Consider the following 25,005-nt stretch of genomic DNA (forward strand, 5'->3'; position numbering starts at 1 on the left):
ATAAATCTGGCTGTGACAGAGCACGTGTCACTGACGTGCGAAAGGTAAAAGAATGAACATTAGTGATATAGCTAAAAAAACCGATTTGAGCACCAAGACGATTCGGTTTTATGAAGATAAAGGCATTATTAGTTCACCGCAGCGGGCGAGCAATGGTTATCGCCGCTATAACGAGAGCCATATTGCCGAACTCAATCTGATTCGACGTGCGCGTTTAGTTGGATTTACCTTAGATGAAGCGAAAGCCTTGCTGGGGCTATCTCGTGATCCTCAGCGGAAAAGTGCCGATGTGAAAGAGAAGGCGCTAGAGAAATTGGTAGAAATCGATCACAAAATTGCTGAATTACAGCAAATGAAACACACATTGGAAACCTTGACCAACCAGTGTCCTGGTAATGAGGGGGCGGTTTGTCCAATTATTGAAGGTTTACAAAATCCATTGTTTGCCTCTTCTTCGTGCTGTGACAAAAACATTTAGATTAGCCGCTGCATTTCCACATCCATAAAAAAAGCCATGAAAAACATGGCTTTTATCTCGATATTCAAACCTCAATCTAATTCTCTTTAAAGTAGAAGCAGATTATTAGCTCAATTCTACCCTTGTTATGATCAGTACAAGAGTGAGTAAAGTTGGCGGCGGTACTGTGCAGCAATCGCATTGCCTTGACCCAGTGCGGCAAGGATATCCATCATTGTTTTCTTCGCATTACCGTCAGCAAAGTTCATTTCTTTGCGTAGCAAGCCAATTAAAAGCTCTAATGATTCTTCTTGGCGATTAACTTGGCTGTATTGAACGGCAAGCTCATAAGCGACTTGTTTATCGCTTGGGTCTGCAGCAAGTTTTTCTTCCAGTAATAGAATTTCAGGTGATTCACTTGCCTGCTTATGAAGCTCTAGTTTCGCCATTAAGCCTTTATATTTTGCATCCTGATCTTGCATGGTAACAGTAGCCAGTAAGGTTTCTGCTTCATCAAACTGGAGTGTTTCCACTAAACATTCAGCAATGGCTAAGGTTACAATCGCTTGCTGTGGAAACTTAGGTGCAAGTTCACGCAACATTGGTAGTGCTTGATTGAACGCTTGGGTATCAACCAAGTTTAGCGCTTGTTTTAATGCAATCTCATCTTGGCTTGGTAAATGTTTTGCCAACATGGTGCGCAGGCTATCTTCTGTTTGTGGACCAGCAGAGCCGTCTGCGGGTTGGCCATTTTTGAATAGAGCCACTGTTGGCAGTCCACGAACGCCAAATTGTTGTGCAACTGCAGGTTGCGCTTCGCAGTTTAATGTCGCCACTGTGAGTAAACCTTGGTATTCAGCAGCCAGCTTATTGAGTAAGGCGTTAACTTCAGCGGTTTCAGGCATAGATGGCGCCCAAAAGCTAATAGCAACGGGAGTTTGCATTGATTGCTCAATAACTTGTTGTAAATTTTGTTCGTTGATTTCGATAGCTGAGTTTTGGTACATGCCATTCATTCCATAAACTGTTTGATATTCACTATATGGGGATAGTGACGTTAATATCAAGGGGATGCAGGGGAATGAAAAAGCAAAAAGGAGAGCTGGGCTCTCCTTTTTAACCGTTGAAGGTTAGTAGTAATGCGAGTGTCACACAGACACAAAGTAAATTTAGTTGTCGTAAGGACATGGTCTTCCTCAGTATCGTTCTCGTTTTTATATAGGGGGCGATGAGGGTTTGCTCAACAGTGACTAATTTACGATCACTCTGTGACAGTTATATTACGTTACTGGTGTTTTTTGATGAAACTTGAGTATATCGTAAGGGAAAGGGTGTTTATCTGATTTAAAACAATCAATAAGGCCGCATAAACGCAAGTAGTTTCTAATTTGGACGCTTATTGAACAGCTTAATATTGGTGGGAATATACGGATAAAGATCATAAGTGCCTTTCCTTACGATCTTTTATCAAGTCAGGTCTGCTAAGGGTTAATCACTTTTATTGAGTAAACGATCCAGTAATGACGAAGGTAAGATCCGGCGTAAGAAACCAAAGATATAAGTTGGTTGTGTAACGAAATAGCGCGCTTTAGGCTTATCACTGCCAATAATATGTAATAAGGGGCGTAAAACGGCCTCTGATGTCAAAGTAAACTTATTAGATGGCGAAGATTTGCCCAATCTCTCCAGTGTCTTATGATAGTTTTTGATATGACGAGAATTGTCGACATTAATGTACTTTTCAAACGCTTTTTTGGCATTATCACGAAAATGACTTTCGATTGGCCCTGGCTCAATCAAACAGACATGAATAGGAGTATTCATAAGCTCAAGGCGTAATGTATCGGTATAACCTTCTAAAGCGAATTTGCTGGCGTTATATGCCCCACGGTATTTCATCGCCACTAAACCCAGCACTGAGCTGTTTTGCACAATTTTACCACTACCTTGTTTGAGCATAATGGGGATCACAGCTTTCGTGAGTTCATGCCAACCAAAGACATTGGTTTCAAACTGTTCACGTAAGGCTTGAGTGGGAAGGTCTTCCAGTGCACCTGCTTGGCCGTAAGCCCCATTATTAAACAAGACATCTAATTTGCCACCGGTCAGTTTCAGAGCTTGTTCGAGACCTTGATGAATGGAATCTGTATCGGTTAAATCAAGTTGAACGCATTGTAGTCCCTCAGCTTGCAGTGCATCCACATCACTTTGTTTTCGGCAACTAGCGACTACGTTATGCCCGGCTTTATGAAGGGCGAAAGCGCAGTGGCGGCCAATACCGGTACTACAGCCTGTGATTAAAATTGAGCTTGTCATTTGCTTCCTGCTTCTATGATTCTTCTGTTGTTAGGATCTGTGAAATATAAAACGAAAACCAGCTTTTTCTGTTCTGGTCGTGGTACATCATATTTCTATAAGCCTGTTTAACGCAGAACAAATCTCCTTACGATTGGTTGTATGTGGTGTTTTGTTTTTGTGGTTATTGTTGCATACGTTTGCGGCTAGCATTTTAAATTTTATTTGGCTTTATGAATAACGAAGTGTTGTTCAATGTGAAATCTTTTCGTATTATTTCCGCATCATTCAACGTAGAGCTAAATTTTATGAAAAAGACACTTTTGTTATCTTTACTTGTTGCTGTGGGTTTGGTCGGATGTGGCGGTAACTCTGAAGACGACAAGCCGAATCCAACTGTTGAAAAGGGAGTGCTTTATCAAAATGTTAATTATGATGAAGCCAAGAACTTGACTCAAAATAGTGCATTGTTACCTGGGTATGACTTTGGACTTTTAACTAAAATTCAAGGTAATGAGTTTTATCAAACACTGGTTCCTTTGGAAAAAAATCTTGAGTTTTCGAAGAAAGGTTTCAACAATAAAATTGAAATTGATGAAATAGCAGGAATTAACCCTCAGCCTAAGCTTGTTCGACCTGTAACTATCGAGCATGGTGACTTGAACGGTAATCTTTACTTAAATATTGTCGATGATGCGATGGATTTTGAACTACGTAAACTTGATACCACGTGGAAAACAGGCACTAAATTTGTTGATGGTAAGAATGAGTTAGAGATTGAAGGTATGATTATTCGGTCGGGTAAAGATATGCATCCTCTTACTCATGTTGCCGGTACCTTTTATAAGTTTAATGCTGATCCAACTGGTGAAATGCATTTTTTGATAACAATGTATCGTGATGGTGGTCAGTTATATTTGAACCGCGCGATGTATAGCAAAGAAGGTAAACTTATTCAGCCGCTTGACCCATTAGTTTCAAAGTGATTTTTAAGGGCTAGCGTCGGCTAGCCCTTTTTGTTTCTGATGTTACTCGGTTATTTCTCTAACACCTTATTGAGCTCTTTTGCCATGTAATCCGCAATCCACGGCTGCGCTTCAGCTTTCGGGTGCAGGCCATCATCCATCATCCATTCTTGCTTCAAAATCACTTCTTCAAGAAAAAAAGGCAGCAAAGGCGACGAATATTTTTGGCTCAGTTCAGGGTAGAGTGCGCTAAACAACTGGCTGTAACGTTTACCATAATTAGGGGGGACTTGAATTTGCATTAACAGGCTCTGAGCACCTGTGGCGTGAATATCTTCGATCATTGCCGCTAAATTGTTACGAATTGTTTTAGGAGGAAAGCCTCGTAATCCATCATTCGCACCGAGCTCGATTATGACGTAATCTGGTTGATGACGGTCTAATAAACTTGGTAGCCGTGCGAGCCCATTGCCCGTGGTATCCCCAGATATACTGGCGTTGACTACGGTTAGATCATGACCTTGCTGGCGGAGTTTAGGCTCAAGGAGTATTGGCCAACTTTGTTCAGCTCGCATGTTGTAGCCTGCGCTGAGGCTATCCCCTAGTATCATTAAGGTGCCGCAGTATCCCGTGATTGATACTAAGGGGAGCGTAACAATAAAAATTAAAACTGAAAGGAATCGTTTCATGTCTACATCCGTGATTAAAGCTGTGTCCGTATCTAAGCACGTGGCTACGACAACATCGTCTATTACTATTCTGCAGGATGTTTCGCTTGAGGTCGAGCAGGGTGAAAGTATTGCATTGGTTGGTGTATCTGGTGCAGGTAAATCAACCTTAATGACACTATTGGCTGGTTTGGATATTCCGACATCGGGTGATATTGAATTACTCGGGCAGTCATTATCGGCGTTAGATGACGAAGCGCGCGCGGCTTTACGCAGTGAATCGATTGGCTTTGTTTTTCAAAGTTTTTTGTTAATACCTTCGCTAACAGCACTTGAGAATGTGCTATTACCGGCGATTATTCGCGGTGAAGAGGGGGATGCTACCCGTGCAATGGAGCTGCTTGCCCAAGTGGGTCTGCAAGGGCGTGAAAGCCATTTACCCACACAACTATCTGGTGGTGAGCAACAACGTGTCGCCTTGGCCCGTGCATTTATTACCAAGCCAAAAATCCTGTTTGCTGATGAGCCAACGGGTAACCTCGATCAGCACACTGCTAGCACTATTATTGAAATTCTTTTTGCGTTAAACCGCGATCATGGCACCACGTTAGTCTTGGTGACCCATGACCCACAACTTGCACAGCGTTGTGATCGCGTCGTTCGTATTGAAGGCGGTATGGTGGCAGCAGCATGAGTGAACTCAGTGAAACATCGGTAGCAACACAGCAGCGTTCGCCGCATTTATTATCTCGTTGGAGCTGGAGAGAGTTATGGCAAGGGCAGTTATGGCCTGTTGCTGTGGCATTAACGCTCATAATTGCGTGTGTGTTTGCGCTGTCAGCACTCGTTGTACGGGTCGAGAAGATCATGACAGATCAGGGGCGATCCGTGTTGGCGGCAGATTTGGTTTTGGTGTCGGGTAACCCGATTGATGATGGTATTTTGGCCTCTGCATCACAGCGCGGTTTAACCGTTTCTGCGCAAACACGATTCGGCACTATGGCATTTAGTGATGAAAATATGCAGCTAGTGAGCGTAAAAGCCGTAGCCAATGATTTTCCGCTACGTGGCAATTTAGCCTTATCGTCTGGTGGGGCTGCGCGCGTTCAATCACAGCATGTGCAGCCGGGGGAACTCTGGTTAGCTGAACGGTTATTTTCATTACTCGCGGTGAAAGAGGGTGATGATGTCATGGTAGGTGATGCGCAGTTCACCGTTTCTGGTTTAATCGCGCAAGATCCTGAATTGTCGTTTAACCCATTTAGTCAGATGCCTGCCGTGCTTATTCATTATGATGATATTGCGCGGACTGGAGCGGTGCAGCTTGGTGGTCGCGTACAGTATCGAATGTACTTTGTTGGTGCAGATGACGCCGTGGCCTCTTTTAGGCAGAGCATTGAATTGCAAGCGGGTCAGCGTTGGATCAGTGAATCAACCCAAGGTCGTACGGGGGATTTGATTGATCGAGCTCGTCAATATTTATCCTTAACCCTCATTCTGGTCATTATCATGGCCAGTGCCACCTTGGTTCTTACTTGTCAGCACTACACGACTAGCCGTCGAGAGACTGTCGCTATGATGAAAAGTCTTGGTGCACGTAAGGCATGGTTATGGCGTTGGTTGGCTGGTCAGTTATTGATGTTGTTTGCTTTTGCAGCTGTACTTGGTGTCGGTTTAGGGGCTTTACTGGAGACCTTATTACGATTGCCATTGGGGGATATTTTACCTGATCCACTGCCACCTATGGGGTTAATGCCTGTACTTACCAGTATATTAGTGGCTTTGCTCGTGGCGATCCCTGGCATGGGGATTTCATTAATCAAACTCGTGAATACCCCTGCCATTGCAGTTATGCAGCCTGAAGGTTCTGCGCAATCCGGTTCAGGGCTATTTAGTGTAAGTCAAGCATCACCTTGGCGCTTTGGATTGGTGCTAGTGCCCCTTGGGGCTTTATTAATTTGGTTTGGTGATAACACTTTAATGTGGTTAACCCTGTTAGGGTTAGCCGTCATGTTATTTTTACTGGCGGTAATCGGCGTGGCTGTCGTAGCTTTGCTGCGGAAAAAAAGGTGGGGACCTGCGATGCAGTTGGCGCTGAGTCGTATTGGTCGAAGCCCTTTAGCGACTGGGGCACAACTTGCAGCATTAACAGCATCACTGATGCTGCTAGCGGTGATATGGCTGCTACGAACAGATTTGCTCGCGGATTGGCAGCAGACTTTGCCGTCTGATGCCCCGAATGTGTTTGCACTCAATATTAGTGAAGCGGAAACTCAGCCTTATCTGGCAGCTTTAGATGAGCAAAACATTGCGCATTCTTCGATGTATCCTGTGATCCGTGGGCGTCTGGTGGCCTCCAATGGCAAGCAATTCCTTAAGGGGACTCAGACTCAGCAAGACAATACAAATACGCGAGTGGAGAGTGATCAAGAGCAGTCGGATGAAGCATTACGCCGTGAGTTAAATTTCACATGGCGTGAATCACCCCCCGTACATAATAAAGTTATAGCGGGAGCATGGGGAGGAGAAGGGACAGTATCGGTTGAGCAAGGCATTGCAGAGCGCTTGCGTATTCAAGTTGGTGATGAGTTGGCATTTACCGTGAACAGTCAGCCATTTTCAGCGATGGTCGGCAGTATCCGTCAGGTTGAGTGGCGCAATATGCGACCTAATTTTTATTTTATCTTTTCACCAGATGTGGTGGCAGAGCTTCCCGCGACTTTCTTGGTGAGTTTTCGGATCGGCGCTGATCAGAGTCCTTTGCTCAATCAACTGGGTCGTGATTACCCAACCGTGAGCCTGATGGACCTACGGATCATGGCGTCACGCATTCAGTTAATGTTACAGCAAGTGTCATTGTCGCTATCAGTACTGGCTGCGCTAGGGGTGGTAAGCGGGCTCTTACTGGTGTTGACGTTATTACGTCTTGGCTTGTCTCAGCGCCAACAAGAGATGAAGCTCTATCGTACGTTAGGGGCGAGCCGACAGCGGATCAGTGCAACGGTATGGTCTGAATACGGTATGATGGCACTGATTGCGGGTCTGATGGCCACTATGGGGGCGGAGGGTATGGTGGCAGCGTTAGTGCACTTTGGGTTTGAACTCTCGCCACAATGGCACCCATCACTTTGGCTTGGTTTACCTGTGATTGCGGTTGGGCTGGTATTAGCCTTGGCGCAAAGCATGCTGCCTAAATTACTTCAGCCGTTAAAAAGTTAATGTGTTGGCCGCACTTTGTGCGGCTATTTCACGGTATGAAGGGTTTCTTTTAAGGCGTGCTCCAGTTCTGGAAAGCAAAATTTAAACCCTTCAGCTTCAAGTCGAGCTGGGAGTGCACGCTGGCTGTCAAGTAGCAGGCAAGCGGATTCACCAAGCCCCATTTTTAGCAACCATTCTGGTGTACTCAATACATGAGGGCGGTGTAGTACCTTGGCTAAGGTTTGGCTAAACTGCTTATTGGTGACAGGTGACGGGGCGGTGAAATTAAACGCACCTTGTGCTGAAGGGTGCTTGAGTAAAAACAGAATGCCTTTGACCATATCCTGCAAGTGGATCCAAGGGAAATACTGATTACCACCACCAAGAGGGCCGCCTAGCCCTAGCTGATAGGCCGGTAGCATTTTTGCTAATGCGCCGCCATGTTTAGCGAGCACGATACCTGTGCGAAGTAAGCAGACTCGGGTTTGTTCTGACTGTGCTTGCAGCGCGATATCTTCCCATTTCTGACAGACATGATGGGCAAAATCATCCTTGTTTACTTGCAGGCTCTCATCAAACATATCTTCTTTTTGATCGCCGTAGATACCAACAGCCGAACCACTAATGAAAGTGTGGGGGGGATTGTGTCCCGCCCTTAACTTATTCACTAATTCTTGGGTGATTTGCCAGCGGCTATCGCAAATCTTTTGTTTCTGCTTTTCACTCCAGCGTTTATTCACGATAGGCTCACCCGCTAGATTAATCACGGCATCAAAACTATCGAGATTATCTAATTCAATCAGCTGGTTAATGACTTTTATATGGTGGCCTAAACGTTGATAAGCACGGGTAGTATCTCGGGTTAAGACGGTTACCTGATCATGGTTGAAGTGAGGAAGAAGCGCTTTGCCGATAAAGCCTGTTCCGCCAGTGACGAGTATGTTCATTTTAACCTCTCCCTTCAAATGCCGTGTGGGTATTCGTTTGTAACAGTCTTATGATACCAATCTAACTAAGTAACTGATCGTTCTTGCTGGTTAAAATCAATGATAACTGCGTTATAGATTTTGTAGATAGAACAACTAGCTATCTGCAATCTACGCCTTGTTTTCAGTGCTTTTTCCTGCGCAATCACCTGAACATTTACTTACCCAGATTGGTATGAGTTGTACTAGATGATACCCCGATAATGCCTTGATAGATCACCAATTTGTATCTGGATGTATTACACGATGGTGTTGGTGCGAAGTGATAACCAGCAGATTAAGTATAACGGAGATGCAAAAATAGAATTTTAAAGGCAAATAATTGAGGGGGAATTTTTGGATACGAGACCATTTTAGAATGGCTAAAAACCATGCTAATAACAAGGGATAAATTTAACAATAGTCATATTTGTGTGCCACTTCGCGCTGTCTACATTTCAAATTGTAACCTAGTGTAAATTAACACTATCACTAGAGTATGGAGGCATCACAAGGGAGCGATGAGTGAAAGGATTCACGGCATTTTTACAGTCTATGCTCTCTAGTTTGCGCGATTTATTACCCATCATAGTCGTCATTGGTTTTTTCCAAATTATTGTGTTGCAACAACCCCTTCCTCAACTTGGCACCATAGGGTTTGGTTTATTGCTGGTGGTGCTTGGGTTGACGTTATTTGTTATCGGTTTAAACATGGGGCTGTTCCCTATTGGTGAGTCGATGGCACAAGCCTTTGCTCGAAAAGGGAGTGCGGCATGGCTGTTGTTTTTTGCTTTTTGTTTGGGTTTTGGGACCACCATAGCTGAGCCTGCATTAACGGCAGTGGCGTCAGAAGCGGCAGAAGTTGCAGCAGAAGGTGGCATGATCGCGAGTAATGAAAGTGCGATGCAAGATTACGCCTCAGGACTACGCCTAACGGTTGCTTTATCGGTGGGCGTCGCGATTGTATTGGGTGTGCTTCGTATCCTGAAAGGTTGGCCAATCCATCGAATGATCATTGGTGGCTATAGCTTAGTGATGGTGATGACATGGTTTGCTCCTCCAAGCATTATTGGTATTGCTTATGATTCGGGCGGGGTGACGACATCGACTATTACCGTCCCTCTAGTCACTGCGCTCGGAGTCGGTCTTGCCTCTTCCATTAAAGGACGAAACCCTATGGTTGATGGATTTGGCTTGATCGCTTTTGCCTCTCTCACTCCAATGATCTTTGTGATGGCATATGGCTTATGGATAGCTTGAAAGGAGTCTTGGTATGAGCCTAATTGCTAGCACCGCCCAACATTTCCTGTCGACCTTCTTTGGTACTGTTCGTGACGTGATGCCGATCGTGATCATTATGTTTGGCTTTCAGTTTGCGGTGTTACGTCGCCCCGTTAAAAATTGGCGCAAAGTGGTGGCTGGCTTTGTGTTGGTTATCTTTGGTTTGTCTTTTTTCCTGATGGGGCTAGAGCTGGCGCTATTTCCATTAGGTGAGTCGATGGCACAGCAGCTAACGGCCCCTGCCTTTTTGTTCGATAGTGATGAAGTGATCCCGTTACACATTGACTGGTCTGAGTATTATTGGGTGTACTTGTTTGCCGCGGCTATCGGCTTTAGCACCACGATTGCAGAACCCTCTTTGATTGCGGTGGCAATTAAGGCCAGCCAAGTCTCAGGGGGGACGATAAAAGTCAACGGGCTGCGTATTGCTGTCGCACTTGGTGTTGCCATGGGGATCGCATTGGGAAGCTACCGTATTGTGGCGGGAGACCCTCTGCATTATTACATTTTGGTTGGTTACATCATTGTTGTAGTGCAAACCTTTTTTGCGCCCAAGATGATAGTGCCATTGGCGTATGACTCAGGTGGGGTCACCACATCAACCGTAACAGTGCCAATTGTTACAGCTTTAGGGCTTGGTCTTGCCTCGACAGTGCCGGGACGAAATCCCATGCTAGATGGTTTTGGTTTGATTGCATTTGCCAGTTTGTTTCCGATGATGACAGTAATGGGTTATGCCCAACTATCGGTATGGCGAGAAAGGAGATCAGAGAATGCGCTTTAAATTGCTAGTAGCGTTTGTTGAAGATGATAAAAGTGATGCAGTGCTTGATGCTGCACGGGAAGCTGGAGCTACAGGGGCTACCGTTATTAATAACGCCCGTGGAGAAGGGCTTCATAAGAAAACCACCTTCTTTGGCTTATCACTTGAAGTTCAGCGCGATGTGATTTTATTTTTAGTGGAAGAGCACCTTGCGCGCCATATTCTTGAAACTATCGAGCAAGTCGGTGAATTTGATTCAACATCGGGGCAGGGTATTGCGGTTCAAATTGATGTAGAAGATGCCGTTGGCGTTGCCCACCAAGTCGAGCAGCTGACAAAAGTTGTGGAGGATAAATTATGAGTGAGGCAGCGATCGTTAGAGTTCGTGATGTCATGATGAATACTTATGCCATGGTTGAAGGTGTGACGACAGTGGCGGAGGCCATTGGTATTGCTAAGCAGCAGCAAGTAAAAGCGCTTATCGTGAATAAGCGTGATGCGGATGATGAGTTTGGTATTGTGCTTATGAATGACATCGCCAAAAACGTATTAGCGAAAGACCGCTCTCCAAAGCGGACGAACGTGTATGAAATCATGACCAAGCCGGCCTTATCTGTGAGTGGTTCGATGGATGTGCGTTATTGTGCGCGTTTGTTTGAACGCTTTGGGGTGAGCCGTGCACCAGTGATCGAAGATGGCAAAGTGTTAGGGATGGTGAGTTACAACAATATTGTACTCAACGGCATGCTGCGAGACGAGTAACGGCTATATGGGGGACAAATTCGCAATCTGAGCACGATGGGCGTAACATGTTCCTCATCTCAGAACCTATGAATTTGTTACGATGAAATTGTTTTTTGCCTCTGACTTACACGGTTGTGCTGAGAGCACCCGTACCATGCTGGCTGCGTTTGAACAAAGCGGCGCTGAGCACTTAATCTTATTGGGGGATGTGTTAAACCATGGCCCTCGTAATGCCCTGCCTGCTGGTTATGCGCCGATAGAAGTTGCTGATCAATTAAACCAATATGCCGATCGTATCTTGGCTGTACGTGGTAATTGCGACAGCGATGTTGATCAGATGCTGCTCGACTTCCCTATGATGGCGGATTACAACTGGGTTCTCCTGCCAACGGGGCGCCGCTTATTTCTGACCCATGGCCACCTTTACCATGCGGATAAACACCCTCGATTACGCCAAGGCGATGTGATTGTTTCGGGTCATACGCATTTACCCGTAGCACAAGCACATGGCGACTATTTTGCGTTTAACCCTGGCTCAACCACTATTCCACGTGGTGAGCACCAAGCCAGTTTTGGTCTGTTAGAAGACAATAAACTGTCAGTGGTAAGCTTTACGGGCGAGACCTTGTGTTCAGTTGTACTGAGTGATTAATATCACGTGACCCGTGAGTGAAAATGATGATAGTAAACGCACTTCGGTGCGTTTTTTTGTAGCTAAAACTCTTTTAGATGTTATTGAATGAAAATGTGATTTGTCAGTAATACTTGGCTTTTAGGTGTTTAGGGATGAGGTGAGCAGGCTTTGACAGAAACCTAACATGCAGCGCTAGAACAATAAGCACAAAGGTGCAATGCTTAGTGACATTAGCGTAACACTGATGTGCGCGACAACGTATGAATAGGCAGAATATGAACAAGAATTTATTAGGGATAGCGCTTGGTAGTTTGTTGATTGCGTCGGGGCTAGGGGCGAGTGGTTATTTCATTGGTCAGACAATGTATAACGCCAAAGTCGCAATGAATACGGCTGAAGTGAAAGGGTTAGCGGAGCAGCGTGTTGAGGCTGATATCGCAAACTGGTCACTGAGTTTTTCAAACCAAGTGAAGAGTAAAGCAGCGATCCCTTCGTTGTATCAAGTTGCCGAAAAGCAGCAGCAAGAAATTGTCGATATATTGAAAGCGAATGGTTTTACTGACGACGAAATTACGATTGGTTTGATCGATTACAGTACCTATGAATACCGTGATGAAAACCAAGTGGTTGTCGAACAAGATCATGACTTAACGGGCACCATTAGCTTAGAAACGACCAAGACCCATGAAATCGCCAAGGTACGTGCTGCGGTCAACAAGTTAATAGCGAAAGGCTACAATATTTCGAACCATGCGCCGACGTACCGATTTACCAAGCTGAATCAAATTAAGCCTGAAATGCTGAAAACGGCGACTAAGAATGCGCGTATTGCTGCCAATGAGTTCGCTGAAAATGCGGGAGTTAAAGTGGGCAGTATCCGTTCTGCACGCCAAGGTAATTTCTCAATTACCGATGCGGGGCAAGAATACGGTGATTTGTATAAAATTGAGAAAGATATTCGCGTTGTTACCAGTATTGAATTTTACTTAACGGAATAGTGTAATTTCACGGTATTGAGTAGCACGAACTCTGGGCGGTGAAATGTGTTCATCGCCCGTTGTTTTATTCTTCTATTGTTACTAGTGATTACTACTTGCTATCTGAGTGGCCCAAATCGCGTTCAGGATCGATGATATCGCGTACTCGCTGCTTCAATACCTTCGCTTCAGGAAAGCCACCATCGACTTTACGTTCCCAAATTTGCTCACCATTACATATGATACGAAAGTGACCACCGGTATCTGGGTGAAGGCTAACAGTCTTAATTTCTTCGCTAAAGGTGTGCAGTAATTCTTGGGTGAGCCAAGTTGAGCGCAACATCCAATTACATTGACGGCAGTAATAAATATCAATTTTTGCTTTTTCCATGTCGCGATCTTCCTGTACGTTTCATTTAAGTGCTAAAGCGATTGATTAAAAACCAAATAGTAATTTAAAGCCAATAACAAAAGTCAGTAGCTCAAAGCATCGCTTGATCAAGCGGTTACTTTTCTGTGTGGCAAGGTGAGCGCCAAGATAACCGCCTAATAGTGAGCCGAGTAATAACACTGGGATCCAAGGCCAATATATTTCTGCGCCTGCGGTGTACATGGTGACGGCACCTATGCCGTTCCAAAATAGTCCGACACTCACCAAGGTCAGCGCCACTGCTCGTTTGTAATCAAAACCAAACCAGCGCACCAGAAATAGCGTCACAAATAAACCCGTCCCCGCCGTCAGTGAGCCATTGAGAATACCGATGAGTGCTAAACCAAGTCCGCCTAAGAGCATGCCGACGTGATTACGGTGCTGTGGTTGCTCTGTTTGACCGAGCTCTTTTTGAAACAGTGAATAGAGACCAAGCCCTACAATTAAGCCACCGAGTAAGGCTTCAGCAATTCGCCCTGGTACAAAAAGGATCACATTGGCGCCGAGGATAACGCCAAGAGACCCAGCTGCCACGACATACGCAGCTAAAGTCCAGTTTAACGAGCCAGATCGGATATGTTTGATGGCGGCACCGACACCAAGGGCGACACTGGCAACTTTGTGGGTAGCAAGCGCAATGCTAAAAGGGAGCCCAAGAAATATCAGTAAGGGAAACTGGATCAGCCCTGCGCCACCGCCTGAGAGGGAGGCGAGGGTGTTTGAAATCAATGAGCCGATAAAAAGGCCAAGGGTGTTGATGACATCCATGAAAGTAAAGCTTATCCGTAAGCGTAGTAGCGTGCTAACTAGCATACGGACTGACGTGTAAGATTGGAATGGTTATAAGGGCTAATACTAATCTAACTAAGTAACTGATCGTTCTTGCTGGTTAAAATCAATGATAACTGCGTTATAGGTTTTGTAGATAGAACAACTAGCTATCTGCAATCTACGCCTTGTTTTCAGTGTTTTTTCCTGCGCAACCACCTGAATATTTACTTACCCAGATTGGTATAAGACTAAAAGCGAGTACTAAAACTGGGCATGATAAAAGAAAGGCGAAAAAAAACGCCCCCATCAAAAATGGAGGCGTTTCAATTAACGTTTAGTCGTTAAAACGATTAAGCGTTATTTGCTTCAGCTTGTTTAGCCTGAATCGCAGTTAGTGCAACTGTGTATACGATATCGTCTACTAGTGCGCCACGAGAAAGATCATTTACAGGCTTACGCATGCCTTGCAGCATTGGACCGATAGATACTAGGTCTGCTGAACGTTGTACCGCTTTGTAAGTCGTGTTACCTGTGTTTAGGTCAGGGAATACGAATACAGTCGCTTTACCCGCTACTGGCGAGTTAGGCGCTTTAGAAGCAGCAACGTTTTCCATGATTGCAGCATCGTACTGTAGAGGACCATCGATGATTAGATCAGGACGTTTCTCTTGAGCAATGCGAGTTGCTTCACGTACTTTATCTACGTCTGCACCTTTACCAGAAGTACCAGTAGAGTATGAGATCATAGCAACGCGTGGTTCGATACCGAATGCTTTCGCTGAATCTGCAGATTGGATAGCGATTTCAGCAAGTTGCTCAGCGTTTGGATCTGGGTTGATTGCACAGTCACCGTATACCAGTACTTGATCAGGCAGAAGCATGAAGAATACTGAAGATACAATAGATGCATCAGGTGCAGTTTTGATGATTTGGAACGGAGGAACGATGGTGTTCGCCGTTGTGTGAACAGCACCAGAAACTAGGCCGTCAACTTCATCGTTTTCTAGCATCATAGTGCCAAGGAAAACTGAATCTTGAAGTTTTTCACGTGCAACAACATCAGTCATGCCTTTCGCGCCACGTAGCTCAACAAGACGAGCAACGTAGTTTTCACGTACAGCTTCAGAATCGATGATAGTTACGCCAGCACCAAGAACAACGCCTTGTTGCTCAGCAACACGCTTGATTTCTTCTGGGTTACCAAGAAGTACACATTCCGCGATACCGCGCTCAGCACAGATAGCCGCAGCTTTTACTGTACGTGGCTCATCACCTTCAGGAAGAACAACGCGCTTAGCCGCTTTACGAGCAAGTTCAGTTAGTTCGTAACGGAATGCTGGTGGGCTTAGACGACGCTCTTTCGTTGAACCTTCAGTTAGCGATTCAATCCACTGGCCATCGATGTGGCTAGCCATGTATTCGTTAACGAATTCAACACGCTCTTTATCGTCTGCTGGTACTTCAAGGCTGAAGCTTTGAAGGTTTAGCGATGTCTGCCAAGTGTTACCTTGAGCAGTCATTACTGGAAGACCCGTTTCGAATGCGCGCTCACATAGATCAGTTACTGCTTTTGGTAGCTCGTAGCCGCCAGTAAGTAGTAGTGCACCGATCTCAACACCGTTCATTGCAGCAAGACATGCAGCAACGATAACGTCAGGACGGTCTGCTGAAGTTACTAGCAGTGAACCTGGGCGGAAGTGTTCAACCATGTGAGGGATAGAGCGTGCACAGAAAGTGATGCTCTTAATGCGACGAGTAGCGATTTCACCTTCGTTGATGATTTCAGCATTTAGGTGCTTCGCCATATCCGTTGCACGTGTTGCGATTAGCTCTGGGCTCCAAGGTGCACAACCAAGTACACGGATAGGGCTAGAGTTGAACACTTGCATAACTTCAACGTTTGAAGGAACAGTACCTTCAGCATCGTCAAAGATTTCAGATAGGTCAGGACGAGTACGGCCGTCAGCATCTACTGGTGCGTTTAGTTTGTTAACAATAACGCCAGAGATTTGCTCGTTCTTAGTGCCGCCGAAGTTAGAACATGCTACTTCGATACGCTCTTTAAGTTGTGATGGGTTATCAGTACCCGGGGTCACAACGAATACGATTTCAGCATCAAGCGTTTTAGCAATTTCATAGTTAATCTGGTTCGCAAATGGGTGCTTGCGAGTTGGTACTAGACCTTCGATTAATGCTACTTCAGCGTCTGCTGTTGCTGCTTTGAAACGTGCAACGATATCTTCTAGAAGAACATCGCTTTGGTCGTTACGAAGAAGTTCTTCTGCACGAGCCATTGATACAGGATCTGCAACGTTCATGTCGCTGTTTGCGCGAATGATAGTTGTTGTTAGATCTGGCTGATCGCCACCGTGACGTGGTTGAGCGATAGGCTTAAAGAAAGAAACACGAACGCCTTTGCGTTCCATTGCACGAACAACACCAAGACTAACGCTTGTTAAGCCAACACCAGCGCCAACTGGGATAAGCATAATAGTACGGGACACTATGAATTCCTCAAACTATTGAACAATACAGCGCTGTTCCGTAATCGTTTTAGGCCACAAGTGGTTAGAAACAACTATGGAACAACACCACAATAAAATTAAAAACTCATGGGGTTAACCATGAAAAACGGCCGGCCTAAGCCAGCCGTTAGAGGCCGTTTACAGTAAACAACCTGATAATCTCAGATTAGATTTCAGTCAGACGAGCTGTATCTTCTGCGATTACTAGTTCTTCGTTAGTCGAAACAACCATTGCAGGAATACGGCTGTTTGCAGAAGTGATAGTACCTTCTTTACCGAAACGTGCTTTAAGGTTAGCTTCGCTATCTACTTCAACACCTAGGATAGCTAGACGGTTAAGAACCATCTCACGGATAGGTGCAGAGTTTTCACCGATACCACCAGTGAAAGTGATTGCGTCTAGACGACCTTCTAGTGTTGCAGTGTAGCCAGCAACGTACTTAGCTAGACGGTGACAGAACACGTCCATTGCACGTGTTGCTTCTTCTTTCTCGCCGTAGTTATCTTCAACGAAACGACAATCAGAAGTCACTTGAGTTAGACCTTGTAGGCCAGACTCTTTAGTAAACATAGTGTTGATTTCAGCAACGCTCATGCCTAGCTTGTCGTGAAGGTGGAACATAACTGCAGGGTCTAGGTCACCACAACGTGTACCCATAACAAGACCTTCAAGAGGAGTAAGACCCATAGAAGTATCTACAGATTTACCGTTCTTGATTGCACAAACTGAAGCACCGTTACCTAGGTGACAGTTGATGATGTTTAGTTCTTCTTCTTTCTTACCTAGAAGCTGTGCAGTTTCACGAGTAATGAATAGGTGAGAAGTACCGTGAGCACCGTAACGACGGATACCGTGGTCTTTGTATAGGTTGTATGGAAGTGCGTATAGGTACGCTTCTTCTGGCATCGTTGTGTGGAACGCAGTATCGAATACAGCAACGTTTTTCAGTGCTGGGAAAGCGTGTTGAGCTGCTTTAATACCGATGATGTGAGCAGGGTTGTGAAGTGGTGCGAAAGTCGCAGCGTCTTCGATACCTTGAAGTACTTCGTCAGTGATAAGAGCAGATTGAGTGAATTGCTCACCACCGTGAACAACACGGTGACCGATAGCTGCTAGGCTGTCAGCAAGCTCAGGTTTAGAAGCAATGATAGTATCTACCATGAATGCTAGAGCTTCTTCGTGTGCAGCACCGTTACCTAGCTGTGCTTCGTGCTTACCATCAAGTTTCCACTTGATGCGAGCTTCTGGAAGGTGCAGACATTCTGCAAGACCTGTTAGGTGTTCTTCACCTGATACAGGATCAACGATTGCGAACTTAAGAGAAGAGCTACCGCAGTTAAGTACTAGAACCAGCTTAGACATGAGAGTGACTACCTATAATCTGTCTGAAAGTTGATATTCATTTGAATAAAAAAGTACCCATAGAATAGACGACTTTTTGTTCGGTCGGCCTAATCTGGGTCAAATTCGTGTCTATCCGTAGAACTGAGAATTGAGAAACCCGCAATTCTGGGTCATCCTTGAGGTTGCCTTAGAGTTGCCATAATAAGGATTACGAGCAACAATTAATTGAGGCGTGCTGTAGGATAGCGATTGTTACGCAATATAACAAAAAGATTTTTAGAAAAGTTTAATTTGAATCAAGTTTATTATCACTTAATTTGAATTGTTGTACTAAAATTTGAAGTTTGGTGTTTTATGAGTCGAAAATCGATTTGGTCACTGTTCCGTAATGGGCAGGATTACATGGCTATCTGGCCAATGCGCAAAGAGCTGGCTCCAATGTTTCCTGAGCCGCGCTATATTAAAGCGACACAATTCGCGATTCGTGTCATGCCGGCAGTGGCTGTGATCAGCGTTTTGAGTCAGATGGTATTCCATAATTATGATGCGATCCCACAAGCGATGATTGTGGCATTGTTTGCGCTGAGTATGCCATTGCAGGGTTTGTTGTGGTTGGGGCGACGTAGTCGGACGGACTTACCGCCATCATTAGCGACTTGGTATCGTGAACTTCATGAAAAGCTAGAAAGTGAAGGCACAGCAATGGAGCCTGTAAAAGCGAAACCACGCTATGTAGAATTGGCGCAAGTGTTGAACAGTGCTTTTAAGCAACTTGATAGCACTTCATTGGAACGTTGGTTTTAGTCTTGTCCAGATAGCAGATAGCAGATAGCAGATAGCAAAAAAGCCCAATAATGGGCTTTTTTAGTGTCTCAACATTATGTTGTTAAGATTAAAACTCGTCGTCTGCTTCTAAAAGTTGACGTTTAGCACGAGTTGCTGGCTTCGCCAGAATTTCAAGGTAGAACGACTCAAGCGCCAGTGTTTCCGCTTCATCAATACACTTGTTGATTTCTTTCACGTGGATCACTTTTGCTTCTTGCTCAGTGTGACCAAACTTACAATCAAAATCCCAGTAATCTGCACCCTTTGGTAGCGCTTTGTTGCGCTCGCGTTTCAGGTATTTCTTCACTTCGTGTTTAACAGCTTCTACAACGCGAGGTACGGCTTTTTTTGGGTGAGTTAAAGCAAATGTTTTTTTCATCGTTTTCCTAAATCAAATTTGGGCTCTGCTATGCAGGCGCTGATCACATTTTACTTCAATTTGACGGCAGAGGCGATAATGAATCTATTTTGAGCAATCATTAGTAAAAAAACAGCCGACAATCTCTGCCTGCTGTTTTCTTGGTTGCACTATATAAGTAATAGGGAGGTTAGCTTAGTAGTAGGCTGTCATCAGCAAGCTCTTCGCCACGCACTTTGCTGAACATTTCAAGTAATTGCTTAACATCCATGCCTTTACGTTCTTGCCCCGTTACATCCAAAACAATGTTACCTTGGTGAAGCATGACAGTACGTTCACCGTACGCCAGTGCATCTTTCATTGAGTGGGTAACCATCATAACCGTCAGGTTAAACTCATTCACCACGGTATTGGTTAGCTCTAGAACAAATGCCGCCATGCGCGGATCCAGTGCTGCAGTATGCTCGTCCAGCAATAATAATTTGCTGTCAGCTAAGGTGGCCATAACAAGGCTCACGGCTTGGCGTTGGCCGCCAGACAGTAAACCTATACTATCGCCTAGACGATCTTCTAACCCCAGCCCTAGAATACTAATGCGTTCTTGAAACAGCTTTCGACGGTTAGATGACAAAGCATGTTTCCAGCTTCGACGTCCACCACGTTTATAAGCCAGTGCCATGTTTTCTTCTATCGTCAGTGAACCGCATGTTCCTGCAAGTGGATCTTGGAAAACACGCGCTGCATAGCGTGCTCGTTCATGGACGCTGTGATGTGTGACATCAAGATTATCAATCAGCACCTGGCCATCCGTCATTTGGGTTTCCCCACTGATCGCCCCTAGTAGCGTTGATTTACCTGCGCCATTCGATCCAATCACAGTCACAAATTGTTTTTCTGGCACGGTCAGTGATACACCACGCAATGCTGGGTTTTCTAAAATAGTGCCTTCGTTGAAGGTAACGCGAATATCGTTTAATTCAATCATCTTATTACCTCCTTGTTAGGCGAGATGTTTTGAGCGGTTAGGTGAGCGCTTAAATTTTCGTTGTTTGGCTTTCTTTTGTAGTGATGATTTCATTTTGGGGGCAATGAGTGCGATGGCCACTAACAGTGCAGTGATCAAGTTAAGATCGGATGCTTGTAAGCCGAACATGCCACTACTAAGCGCAAAGGCAACGGCTAATCGGTAAAGAACTGAACCAAGGATCACTGCAACAACCGCGATCCAGATTTTACGGCCCGGAATTAATGTTTGTCCCAAGATCACCGCTGCCAGGCCTACCACTATAGTACCGACCCCTGATGTGACATCAGCAAAGCTATTGGTCTGGGCAAATAACGCGCCAGAGAAGCCGACAAAGCCATTAGATAGGGCAAGACCAAGGTAAGTGTACAGTGCGGTATTGCCACCTTGTGCATTCACCATACGGCTGTTTACCCCTGTTGCACGCAAGCCAAGGCCAAAATCACTGGCGAGCAGACGAACAATAAACCAAGCACTGAAGAGAACCAGTAAGAACACCATAGCAAGTCTGATCACACCGGCATCAATGCCATGATCCATTGCGAAAAACTCAAGAGGTGTAAAGATCGTATCTTCACCTAGTAGCGCTAAATTAGGCTTACCCATAATGCGGATGTTGATAGAGAAAGCGGCAATCATGGTGAGAATACTGGCGAGGAGATGGAGGATCCCACAGCGAATGGCGAGAAAACCTGTGACCAAGCCACATAATCCGCCAGCAACAATTGCTAGCCCTGTCGCTATCCATGGATTAACACCGGTTACTATGGCAGTAGCTGCGACGGCAGCTCCCATTGGAAAACTACCATCGACGGTCAAATCGGGAAAGTCGAGGACGCGAAAGGTAAGGTAAACCCCAAGAGCGACCAAGCCGTAGACTAAGCCAATTTCAAGCGTACCGATAAAGGCGAAAAAAGACATTAACTACTCCTTGTCTTTGGTACCGCAAGTAGGGGGAAATCTGCTTGTGGTACTATCCTTTGTGTTTATTGATGAGGTCTGTTGCTAATACAGTTGTGCCGTGAGTGACCTTAGATTGGGTGGTTACCACGAACTAACGCTCTGCGTTAATTCGTGGTGTCTGATGCTTATTGTTTGATAGAGGTGGCGCGTTTAAGTGCAGACTCAGGCAATGTAATTCCTAGCTTTGCAGCCGCAGCTTTGTTGAGTGCAAGGTCGGAGCCTTTCGCAACTTTTACTGGCAGTGAAGACACTTTCTGTCCTTTTAAAAGCGCATCAACATAATCAGCAGTTTGTACACCTACTTGGTAGTAATCAAATCCGAGTGCTGCAAGAACACCGTTTTCGACATAGGTTGTTGAAGCACCAATGATAGGTTTATTCGCTTGGTTAGCTGCATTAACAAGGCCATCAATGGCACTGGCCACCGTATTGTCCGTTGGGGCGTAAATAACATCAGCCTTGGCTGCCACAATTTGTGCTGCGGATTGGACGTCCGCACTTTTAAGCGCAGTGCCTTCAATCACACTAAAGCCTTTCTCTTTGGCGGCTGATTTTAGTAATTCAACTAAAGCGACAGCGTTTGATTCACCAGGATTAAATACCACGCCAATAGTTTTCATGTTTGGCACTAATTCATGCATTAAATCAACATGCTGTGCAACGGGTGATAAGTCAGATAACCCTGTGACATTGCGTGCGGGTTTATCCATGCTTGTGACGAGTTTGGCACCCATAGGATCGGTAACGGCAGTAAAAACAACAGGGATCGAGCGAGTTGAGGCTGCAAGTGCTTGCGCGGTTGGTGTGGCGATACCCACTAAAACATCGGGTTGTTCGCCAACAAGCTGTTTGGCTATCTGTACTGCAATTGCAGGGTTACCTTGCGCAGTTTGGTAAGTGAATTCGAGGTTTTCACCTTCGACATACCCTTTCTTTTTCAGACCATCGAGTAAACCTTGGCGAGCTGCGTCTAAAGCGGGGTGTTCAACAATTTGAGAGACGGCAACGCGCGCGGTTTCGGCTACTGCAAGCGATGACGTTGCCATTAACGAGGCGGCGATACACACCGCTGACAGTAATTTTTTTCCTTTCATACTAGCTCCTTGCTGAATGCTGTTTCCGTACACTTTTTATTGCCGCCGGTATCAGGCAATTTTATTGGCTTGGCATAATGTTTTAGCGCAAAGGGAAAAGAAAAAACATCTAAATTTTAACAAGGGTGAAACATTTGGTGGTGGTAGTCACTAATTTTTGAGTTTAAGTGGGGGGATGATGTCGAAATTGGCGTTATGAGGTTTATTAGTGTCTAAAATGCGAGCCAACTCTGAAATATCATTCTTTATTGGAATATTTACTCAATGGGCGAGGATATTCCAGATTATGTTCAGTTCGGTGACAGGATATAGGGAGATAATCAATTTATAGGGCTATTTGTTTTCCATTGGATGGAGAGGCGATAGCGCCTTGAGATACAGCTGTATCTCTCCCTTTGAGTCCCAGTACCTCAGCTGCTAAGTACTCCTGTACGAAGCAGCGTGAAGTAAAAAGCTTGGCCGCCGATGGGGCTCAACCTTCTCTCGATTTTTCTCTTATCCGTTATTGTTCTTTGGGCTGCGATTCATAGCACTGCAGTGATTTGTTGCGGCCGTGGATTTTAGTCATCGCTGCAATCATTTTTTCCTTACTCATGTATTGTTTCGGTAAGGGTTGCATCTCGACTTGATAATCCGGTGCCTTTGGGTTCAAGGTCGTGTCTGAAGACACAGGCGTGACCATCACGACTTTTAAGTTTGGATTGCGTGAAAGAATACGTGATGCCGTACCTAAGCCTTCTTCAACATGAAAGCGGCCAGCGGTATGTAAAATCTGGGTGTTTGGATGCGATGCTAAATAGTTCACCATGCTCTCTGCCATGGTGTCATCCCATGCGGTTTGCGCGGCAAATTGGCGCTTAGTTTGGGCTTCATCACCATGGTGCATCGAATTAATGAATTTATCTTGGTACGCATCTTCTGTCAGTGTCAGAGAATCTGCAACCCAAGTACGCTCATTTTTGGGTAAGCGATCAAGGTAGTTCTCTCCGTACTTACCAATACAGCGTACGATAGGTTTTGGGGCGTTAGAGGCGATAACATCCAAATTATTGGCTTTCGCAAATTCAACTAAAGGGCGGTAGTCAGAAATATAATTGGGCCATGCATTGGCCTCTTCCTTTAAGCTGGCTTCACCAATCTTATCGGCGAGGTAGTCATTAACAATAGCTTGTTTATCGCGGGTAAATTGCTCCATCGAAAGTGCAAGACTGGTGTTTTGGCTGTATAAAGCTGCAAGTAATTGTGCTTGTAATAAATGCGCCGCAGGATGGCCATGCCATTCGCCGACCAGCACTATGTCTGCATCTTGGATCTGACTTGCTAGTGTCGCGATAGAAAGTACTTCACCCTCTGGTGAGCGAATGGTGTAGTCATAAAATGTCGGAGCGAGAGTGCTTGCTGTAACAGCACTAGGTGCGGCCTTGATTGAACTTGGTGATGATGAAGACTGCGCCGAGCAACCAACCAATAAACTAATACAGCCGAGAGAAAGCCATTGTTTCATGCTTTTCATGAAATATTCCCAAACCTTTGGTGTGCAGAGTGTTTGCTAATCGATAGCAGTGATACCAGAACCACCAACGGTGCGCTATTTTGCTTTGTTAGTGGATGTAATTGATATAACTCTAGATGAAAGGCTGGATAATAGAGTAGATGAAATTGATTCTCAATAATTAATGAGAATCAATTTCAATCAGTGTTGTGCTCTTAGAAGAAAGAAAACGAACTTGTTACTGGCTGTTTTTACGATATACACGAATTGAAAAATCCGCTTCACAGCTAAACTGACTTTCCTGTCCCAGCTGATCCCATACTGCTTGCGATGTTTTCCAAGCGAATGGCGTCATTTGCATTAAGGCTGTTGCTTCTTCGCCTTGTAAGCACATTTCGTAATGCAGTTGCTCATCTTCTATCAGAGTAAAACCGTCAATATTCTCTGGGGCAATATTATGCAGGCGCACATCTGAATAAATAAGCTCTTTTAATTGATACAAATGTCTTGCTGCTGGTGTCACAGTAACAAGCAAGCCATTTTCTTTGATTGCGCGTTGAAGCTCTTCTGGACGGCAAGGAGCATAAATACGTACCACTGCATCTAAAGAATCATCTGCAAAAGGTAAACGGTGGCTAGAAGCGACGCAAAAGTGGCATTCAGGGTAACGTTTTGCTGCGTAACGTACTGCTATTTTTGAAATATCAAGCCCATGCACGTTTAGCTCAGGATACTGCTTGTTCAGCTTAGAAAAAGCTGAGGTGTAGTAACCTTCGCCGCAACCTATGTCTAAGAGGTTGGTTGCACCTTGCATCATACTCTTGCTTAGCGTGTTTACCACATGATCACGCAGCGGTTGATAGTGATCAGTATTTAGGAATAAACGACGCGCTTGCATCATTTCTTTGTTATCTCCCGGATTTTTAGAGCTTTTGTGATGAGCGGGCATCAGGTTCACATAGCCTTCTTTTGCAAGATCAAACTGGTGATTATTCTCGCAACGCCAAGTATTGGCTTGTTGAGTAAGCGATTGATGACAAAGAGGGCACTGATAAGGCATGAAGTTAACCGAGATAAAAATGAGAGCCCTATTGTAATCCGCGGACTATTTAGCTGCAACCAGCTGCTACAAGCACATATTGGTGTCGTATGTTTCATATTGAGCTTTGAGAAATACGATCCGAATCACAAACAAAAATAATTATTTCTGAATACAAAACAACGCTGTTTT

The 25,005-nt window shown here is 44.9% G+C and carries 25 protein-coding genes; 11 read left to right on the forward strand and 14 right to left on the reverse strand.

All coding sequences use genetic code 11. The annotated features are described in order from the left end of the window. Window positions 1–52: 52 nt before the first annotated feature. A complete protein-coding gene (cueR, locus tag OCU77_RS04090; protein WP_048899700.1) occupies window positions 53–478 on the forward strand; it encodes a Cu(I)-responsive transcriptional regulator in 426 nt (141 codons plus the stop codon). 131 nt (window positions 479–609) lie between these two features. Here cueR and OCU77_RS04095 read toward each other — a convergent pair whose 3' ends face one another. Together OCU77_RS04095 and OCU77_RS04100 are read right to left on the reverse strand one after the other, a co-directional pair. After that, a complete protein-coding gene (locus OCU77_RS04095) occupies window positions 610–1,464 on the reverse strand; it encodes a co-chaperone YbbN (protein ID WP_048899701.1) in 855 nt (284 codons plus the stop codon). A gap of 481 nt (window positions 1,465–1,945) precedes the next feature. Further along, window positions 1,946–2,773, reverse strand: coding sequence for an SDR family oxidoreductase (locus tag OCU77_RS04100; protein ID WP_048899702.1), 828 nt, complete (start codon window positions 2,771–2,773; stop codon window positions 1,946–1,948). Between the two features lie 287 nt (window positions 2,774–3,060). Here OCU77_RS04100 and OCU77_RS04105 point away from each other — a divergent pair, with 287 nt between their 5' ends. Then, window positions 3,061–3,738, forward strand: coding sequence for a hypothetical protein (locus OCU77_RS04105; protein WP_144414921.1), 678 nt, complete (start codon window positions 3,061–3,063; stop codon window positions 3,736–3,738). A gap of 50 nt (window positions 3,739–3,788) precedes the next feature. Here the strand turns inward: OCU77_RS04105 and tesA are convergent, their stop codons facing one another. Continuing rightward, a complete protein-coding gene (gene tesA / locus OCU77_RS04110; protein ID WP_048899704.1) occupies window positions 3,789–4,406 on the reverse strand; it encodes a multifunctional acyl-CoA thioesterase I/protease I/lysophospholipase L1 in 618 nt (205 codons plus the stop codon). Here tesA and OCU77_RS04115 point away from each other — a divergent pair. Together OCU77_RS04115 and OCU77_RS04120 are read left to right on the forward strand one after the other, a co-directional pair. After that, a complete protein-coding gene (locus OCU77_RS04115) occupies window positions 4,405–5,079 on the forward strand; it encodes an ABC transporter ATP-binding protein (protein ID WP_048899705.1) in 675 nt (224 codons plus the stop codon). The two genes, tesA and OCU77_RS04115, sit on opposite strands and share 2 nt — an antisense overlap. Then, window positions 5,076–7,604, forward strand: coding sequence for an ABC transporter permease (locus OCU77_RS04120; RefSeq protein WP_048899706.1), 2,529 nt, complete (start codon window positions 5,076–5,078; stop codon window positions 7,602–7,604). The genes OCU77_RS04115 and OCU77_RS04120 overlap by 4 nt, the downstream gene beginning before the upstream one ends. 23 nt (window positions 7,605–7,627) lie before the next feature. Here OCU77_RS04120 and OCU77_RS04125 read toward each other — a convergent pair whose 3' ends face one another. After that, window positions 7,628–8,530 (reverse strand): TIGR01777 family oxidoreductase, encoded by a 903-nt coding sequence (locus tag OCU77_RS04125; RefSeq protein ID WP_048899707.1) that lies wholly within the window; start codon window positions 8,528–8,530, stop codon window positions 7,628–7,630. A gap of 573 nt (window positions 8,531–9,103) precedes the next feature. Here OCU77_RS04125 and OCU77_RS04130 point away from each other — a divergent pair. The 6 genes from OCU77_RS04130 to OCU77_RS04155 all read left to right on the forward strand — a co-directional run bounded on the left by OCU77_RS04130 (window position 9,104) and on the right by OCU77_RS04155 (window position 12,968). After that, window positions 9,104–9,808 carry a DUF1538 domain-containing protein gene (locus OCU77_RS04130; protein WP_084711835.1) on the forward strand — a complete coding sequence of 235 codons (705 nt, stop codon included), beginning with the start codon at window positions 9,104–9,106 and terminating at the stop codon, window positions 9,806–9,808. A 13-nt stretch (window positions 9,809–9,821) separates the two neighbouring features. Beyond that, the gene (locus OCU77_RS04135; protein WP_048899709.1) at window positions 9,822–10,613 is read left to right on the forward strand and encodes a DUF1538 domain-containing protein; all 792 of its coding nucleotides are present in this window, start codon (window positions 9,822–9,824) and stop codon (window positions 10,611–10,613) included. Then, window positions 10,603–10,953: a P-II family nitrogen regulator gene (locus OCU77_RS04140; RefSeq protein ID WP_048899710.1), complete on the forward strand. Its 351-nt coding sequence runs from the start codon at window positions 10,603–10,605 to the stop codon at window positions 10,951–10,953. Before OCU77_RS04135 ends, OCU77_RS04140 begins: the two co-directional genes overlap by 11 nt. Continuing rightward, complete coding sequence (locus OCU77_RS04145) at window positions 10,950–11,354, forward strand: CBS domain-containing protein (protein ID WP_048899711.1); 405 nt, start codon at window positions 10,950–10,952, stop codon at window positions 11,352–11,354. The genes OCU77_RS04140 and OCU77_RS04145 overlap by 4 nt, the downstream gene beginning before the upstream one ends. 82 nt (window positions 11,355–11,436) lie before the next feature. Further along, a complete protein-coding gene (gene yfcE, locus OCU77_RS04150) occupies window positions 11,437–11,988 on the forward strand; it encodes a phosphodiesterase (RefSeq protein WP_107302317.1) in 552 nt (183 codons plus the stop codon). A gap of 257 nt (window positions 11,989–12,245) precedes the next feature. After that, window positions 12,246–12,968 (forward strand): SIMPL domain-containing protein, encoded by a 723-nt coding sequence (locus tag OCU77_RS04155; protein WP_048899712.1) that lies wholly within the window; start codon window positions 12,246–12,248, stop codon window positions 12,966–12,968. Window positions 12,969–13,059: 91 nt separating this feature from the next. Here the strand turns inward: OCU77_RS04155 and OCU77_RS04160 are convergent, their stop codons facing one another. From OCU77_RS04160 to OCU77_RS04175, 4 genes are all read right to left on the reverse strand, one after another. Further along, window positions 13,060–13,338: a SelT/SelW/SelH family protein gene (locus OCU77_RS04160; RefSeq protein WP_048899713.1), complete on the reverse strand. Its 279-nt coding sequence runs from the start codon at window positions 13,336–13,338 to the stop codon at window positions 13,060–13,062. 45 nt (window positions 13,339–13,383) lie between these two features. Further along, entirely contained in the window at window positions 13,384–14,145 is a 762-nt protein-coding gene (locus OCU77_RS04165; protein WP_048899714.1) for a sulfite exporter TauE/SafE family protein, read from the reverse strand. A 353-nt stretch (window positions 14,146–14,498) separates the two neighbouring features. Then, complete coding sequence (pta, locus tag OCU77_RS04170; protein WP_048899715.1) at window positions 14,499–16,637, reverse strand: phosphate acetyltransferase; 2,139 nt, start codon at window positions 16,635–16,637, stop codon at window positions 14,499–14,501. Window positions 16,638–16,839: 202 nt separating this feature from the next. Then, on the reverse strand, window positions 16,840–18,036 hold the full coding sequence (locus tag OCU77_RS04175; protein WP_048899716.1) for an acetate kinase: 1,197 nt from the start codon (window positions 18,034–18,036) through the stop codon (window positions 16,840–16,842). A gap of 336 nt (window positions 18,037–18,372) precedes the next feature. Here OCU77_RS04175 and yfbV point away from each other — a divergent pair, with 336 nt between their 5' ends. Beyond that, window positions 18,373–18,822: a terminus macrodomain insulation protein YfbV gene (gene yfbV, locus OCU77_RS04180; protein ID WP_048899717.1), complete on the forward strand. Its 450-nt coding sequence runs from the start codon at window positions 18,373–18,375 to the stop codon at window positions 18,820–18,822. A gap of 88 nt (window positions 18,823–18,910) precedes the next feature. On the opposite strand, the gene OCU77_RS04185 is transcribed toward yfbV, so the two are convergent. From OCU77_RS04185 to rlmA, 6 genes are all read right to left on the reverse strand, one after another. Further along, window positions 18,911–19,222, reverse strand: a complete 312-nt coding sequence (locus tag OCU77_RS04185; protein ID WP_048899718.1) for a DUF6172 family protein — start codon at window positions 19,220–19,222, stop codon at window positions 18,911–18,913. 169 nt (window positions 19,223–19,391) lie between these two features. Beyond that, on the reverse strand, window positions 19,392–20,186 hold the full coding sequence (locus tag OCU77_RS04190; protein WP_048899719.1) for an ABC transporter ATP-binding protein: 795 nt from the start codon (window positions 20,184–20,186) through the stop codon (window positions 19,392–19,394). A 15-nt stretch (window positions 20,187–20,201) separates the two neighbouring features. Then, window positions 20,202–21,146 carry an ABC transporter permease gene (locus OCU77_RS04195; protein ID WP_048899720.1) on the reverse strand — a complete coding sequence of 315 codons (945 nt, stop codon included), beginning with the start codon at window positions 21,144–21,146 and terminating at the stop codon, window positions 20,202–20,204. Window positions 21,147–21,313: 167 nt separating this feature from the next. Continuing rightward, window positions 21,314–22,282 (reverse strand): ABC transporter substrate-binding protein, encoded by a 969-nt coding sequence (locus tag OCU77_RS04200; protein WP_048899721.1) that lies wholly within the window; start codon window positions 22,280–22,282, stop codon window positions 21,314–21,316. Window positions 22,283–22,784: 502 nt separating this feature from the next. Beyond that, window positions 22,785–23,786 (reverse strand): ChaN family lipoprotein, encoded by a 1,002-nt coding sequence (locus tag OCU77_RS04205; RefSeq protein ID WP_084711836.1) that lies wholly within the window; start codon window positions 23,784–23,786, stop codon window positions 22,785–22,787. Between the two features lie 226 nt (window positions 23,787–24,012). Next, window positions 24,013–24,834, reverse strand: a complete 822-nt coding sequence (gene rlmA / locus OCU77_RS04210) for a 23S rRNA (guanine(745)-N(1))-methyltransferase (RefSeq protein WP_048899723.1) — start codon at window positions 24,832–24,834, stop codon at window positions 24,013–24,015. Between the last annotated feature and the right edge of the window lie 171 nt (window positions 24,835–25,005).

Origin of the sequence: Photobacterium swingsii, from assembly GCF_024346715.1 — a bacterium.
Classification (GTDB): Bacteria; Pseudomonadota; Gammaproteobacteria; order Enterobacterales; family Vibrionaceae; genus Photobacterium; species Photobacterium swingsii.

Coding starts and splice junctions, on each gene's coding strand:
- pta (WP_048899715.1), bottom strand. CDS start 16,637: ATGCTTATCCCAGTTGGCGCTGGTGTTGGCTTAACAAGCGTTAGTCTT.
- rlmA (WP_048899723.1), bottom strand. CDS start 24,834: ATGCCTTATCAGTGCCCTCTTTGTCATCAATCGCTTACTCAACAAGCC.
- OCU77_RS04105 (WP_144414921.1), top strand. CDS start 3,061: ATGAAAAAGACACTTTTGTTATCTTTACTTGTTGCTGTGGGTTTGGTC.
- OCU77_RS04190 (WP_048899719.1), bottom strand. CDS start 20,186: ATGATTGAATTAAACGATATTCGCGTTACCTTCAACGAAGGCACTATT.
- OCU77_RS04165 (WP_048899714.1), bottom strand. CDS start 14,145: ATGGATGTCATCAACACCCTTGGCCTTTTTATCGGCTCATTGATTTCA.
- tesA (WP_048899704.1), bottom strand. CDS start 4,406: ATGAAACGATTCCTTTCAGTTTTAATTTTTATTGTTACGCTCCCCTTA.
- OCU77_RS04140 (WP_048899710.1), top strand. CDS start 10,603: ATGCGCTTTAAATTGCTAGTAGCGTTTGTTGAAGATGATAAAAGTGAT.
- OCU77_RS04120 (WP_048899706.1), top strand. CDS start 5,076: ATGAGTGAACTCAGTGAAACATCGGTAGCAACACAGCAGCGTTCGCCG.
- cueR (WP_048899700.1), top strand. CDS start 53: ATGAACATTAGTGATATAGCTAAAAAAACCGATTTGAGCACCAAGACG.
- yfbV (WP_048899717.1), top strand. CDS start 18,373: ATGAGTCGAAAATCGATTTGGTCACTGTTCCGTAATGGGCAGGATTAC.
- OCU77_RS04125 (WP_048899707.1), bottom strand. CDS start 8,530: ATGAACATACTCGTCACTGGCGGAACAGGCTTTATCGGCAAAGCGCTT.
- OCU77_RS04185 (WP_048899718.1), bottom strand. CDS start 19,222: ATGAAAAAAACATTTGCTTTAACTCACCCAAAAAAAGCCGTACCTCGC.
- OCU77_RS04130 (WP_084711835.1), top strand. CDS start 9,104: ATGCTCTCTAGTTTGCGCGATTTATTACCCATCATAGTCGTCATTGGT.
- OCU77_RS04175 (WP_048899716.1), bottom strand. CDS start 18,036: ATGTCTAAGCTGGTTCTAGTACTTAACTGCGGTAGCTCTTCTCTTAAG.
- OCU77_RS04145 (WP_048899711.1), top strand. CDS start 10,950: ATGAGTGAGGCAGCGATCGTTAGAGTTCGTGATGTCATGATGAATACT.
- OCU77_RS04135 (WP_048899709.1), top strand. CDS start 9,822: ATGAGCCTAATTGCTAGCACCGCCCAACATTTCCTGTCGACCTTCTTT.
- OCU77_RS04160 (WP_048899713.1), bottom strand. CDS start 13,338: ATGGAAAAAGCAAAAATTGATATTTATTACTGCCGTCAATGTAATTGG.
- OCU77_RS04195 (WP_048899720.1), bottom strand. CDS start 21,146: ATGTCTTTTTTCGCCTTTATCGGTACGCTTGAAATTGGCTTAGTCTAC.
- OCU77_RS04095 (WP_048899701.1), bottom strand. CDS start 1,464: ATGTACCAAAACTCAGCTATCGAAATCAACGAACAAAATTTACAACAA.
- OCU77_RS04100 (WP_048899702.1), bottom strand. CDS start 2,773: ATGACAAGCTCAATTTTAATCACAGGCTGTAGTACCGGTATTGGCCGC.
- OCU77_RS04115 (WP_048899705.1), top strand. CDS start 4,405: ATGTCTACATCCGTGATTAAAGCTGTGTCCGTATCTAAGCACGTGGCT.
- OCU77_RS04205 (WP_084711836.1), bottom strand. CDS start 23,786: ATGAAACAATGGCTTTCTCTCGGCTGTATTAGTTTATTGGTTGGTTGC.
- OCU77_RS04155 (WP_048899712.1), top strand. CDS start 12,246: ATGAACAAGAATTTATTAGGGATAGCGCTTGGTAGTTTGTTGATTGCG.
- OCU77_RS04200 (WP_048899721.1), bottom strand. CDS start 22,282: ATGAAAGGAAAAAAATTACTGTCAGCGGTGTGTATCGCCGCCTCGTTA.
- yfcE (WP_107302317.1), top strand. CDS start 11,437: ATGAAATTGTTTTTTGCCTCTGACTTACACGGTTGTGCTGAGAGCACC.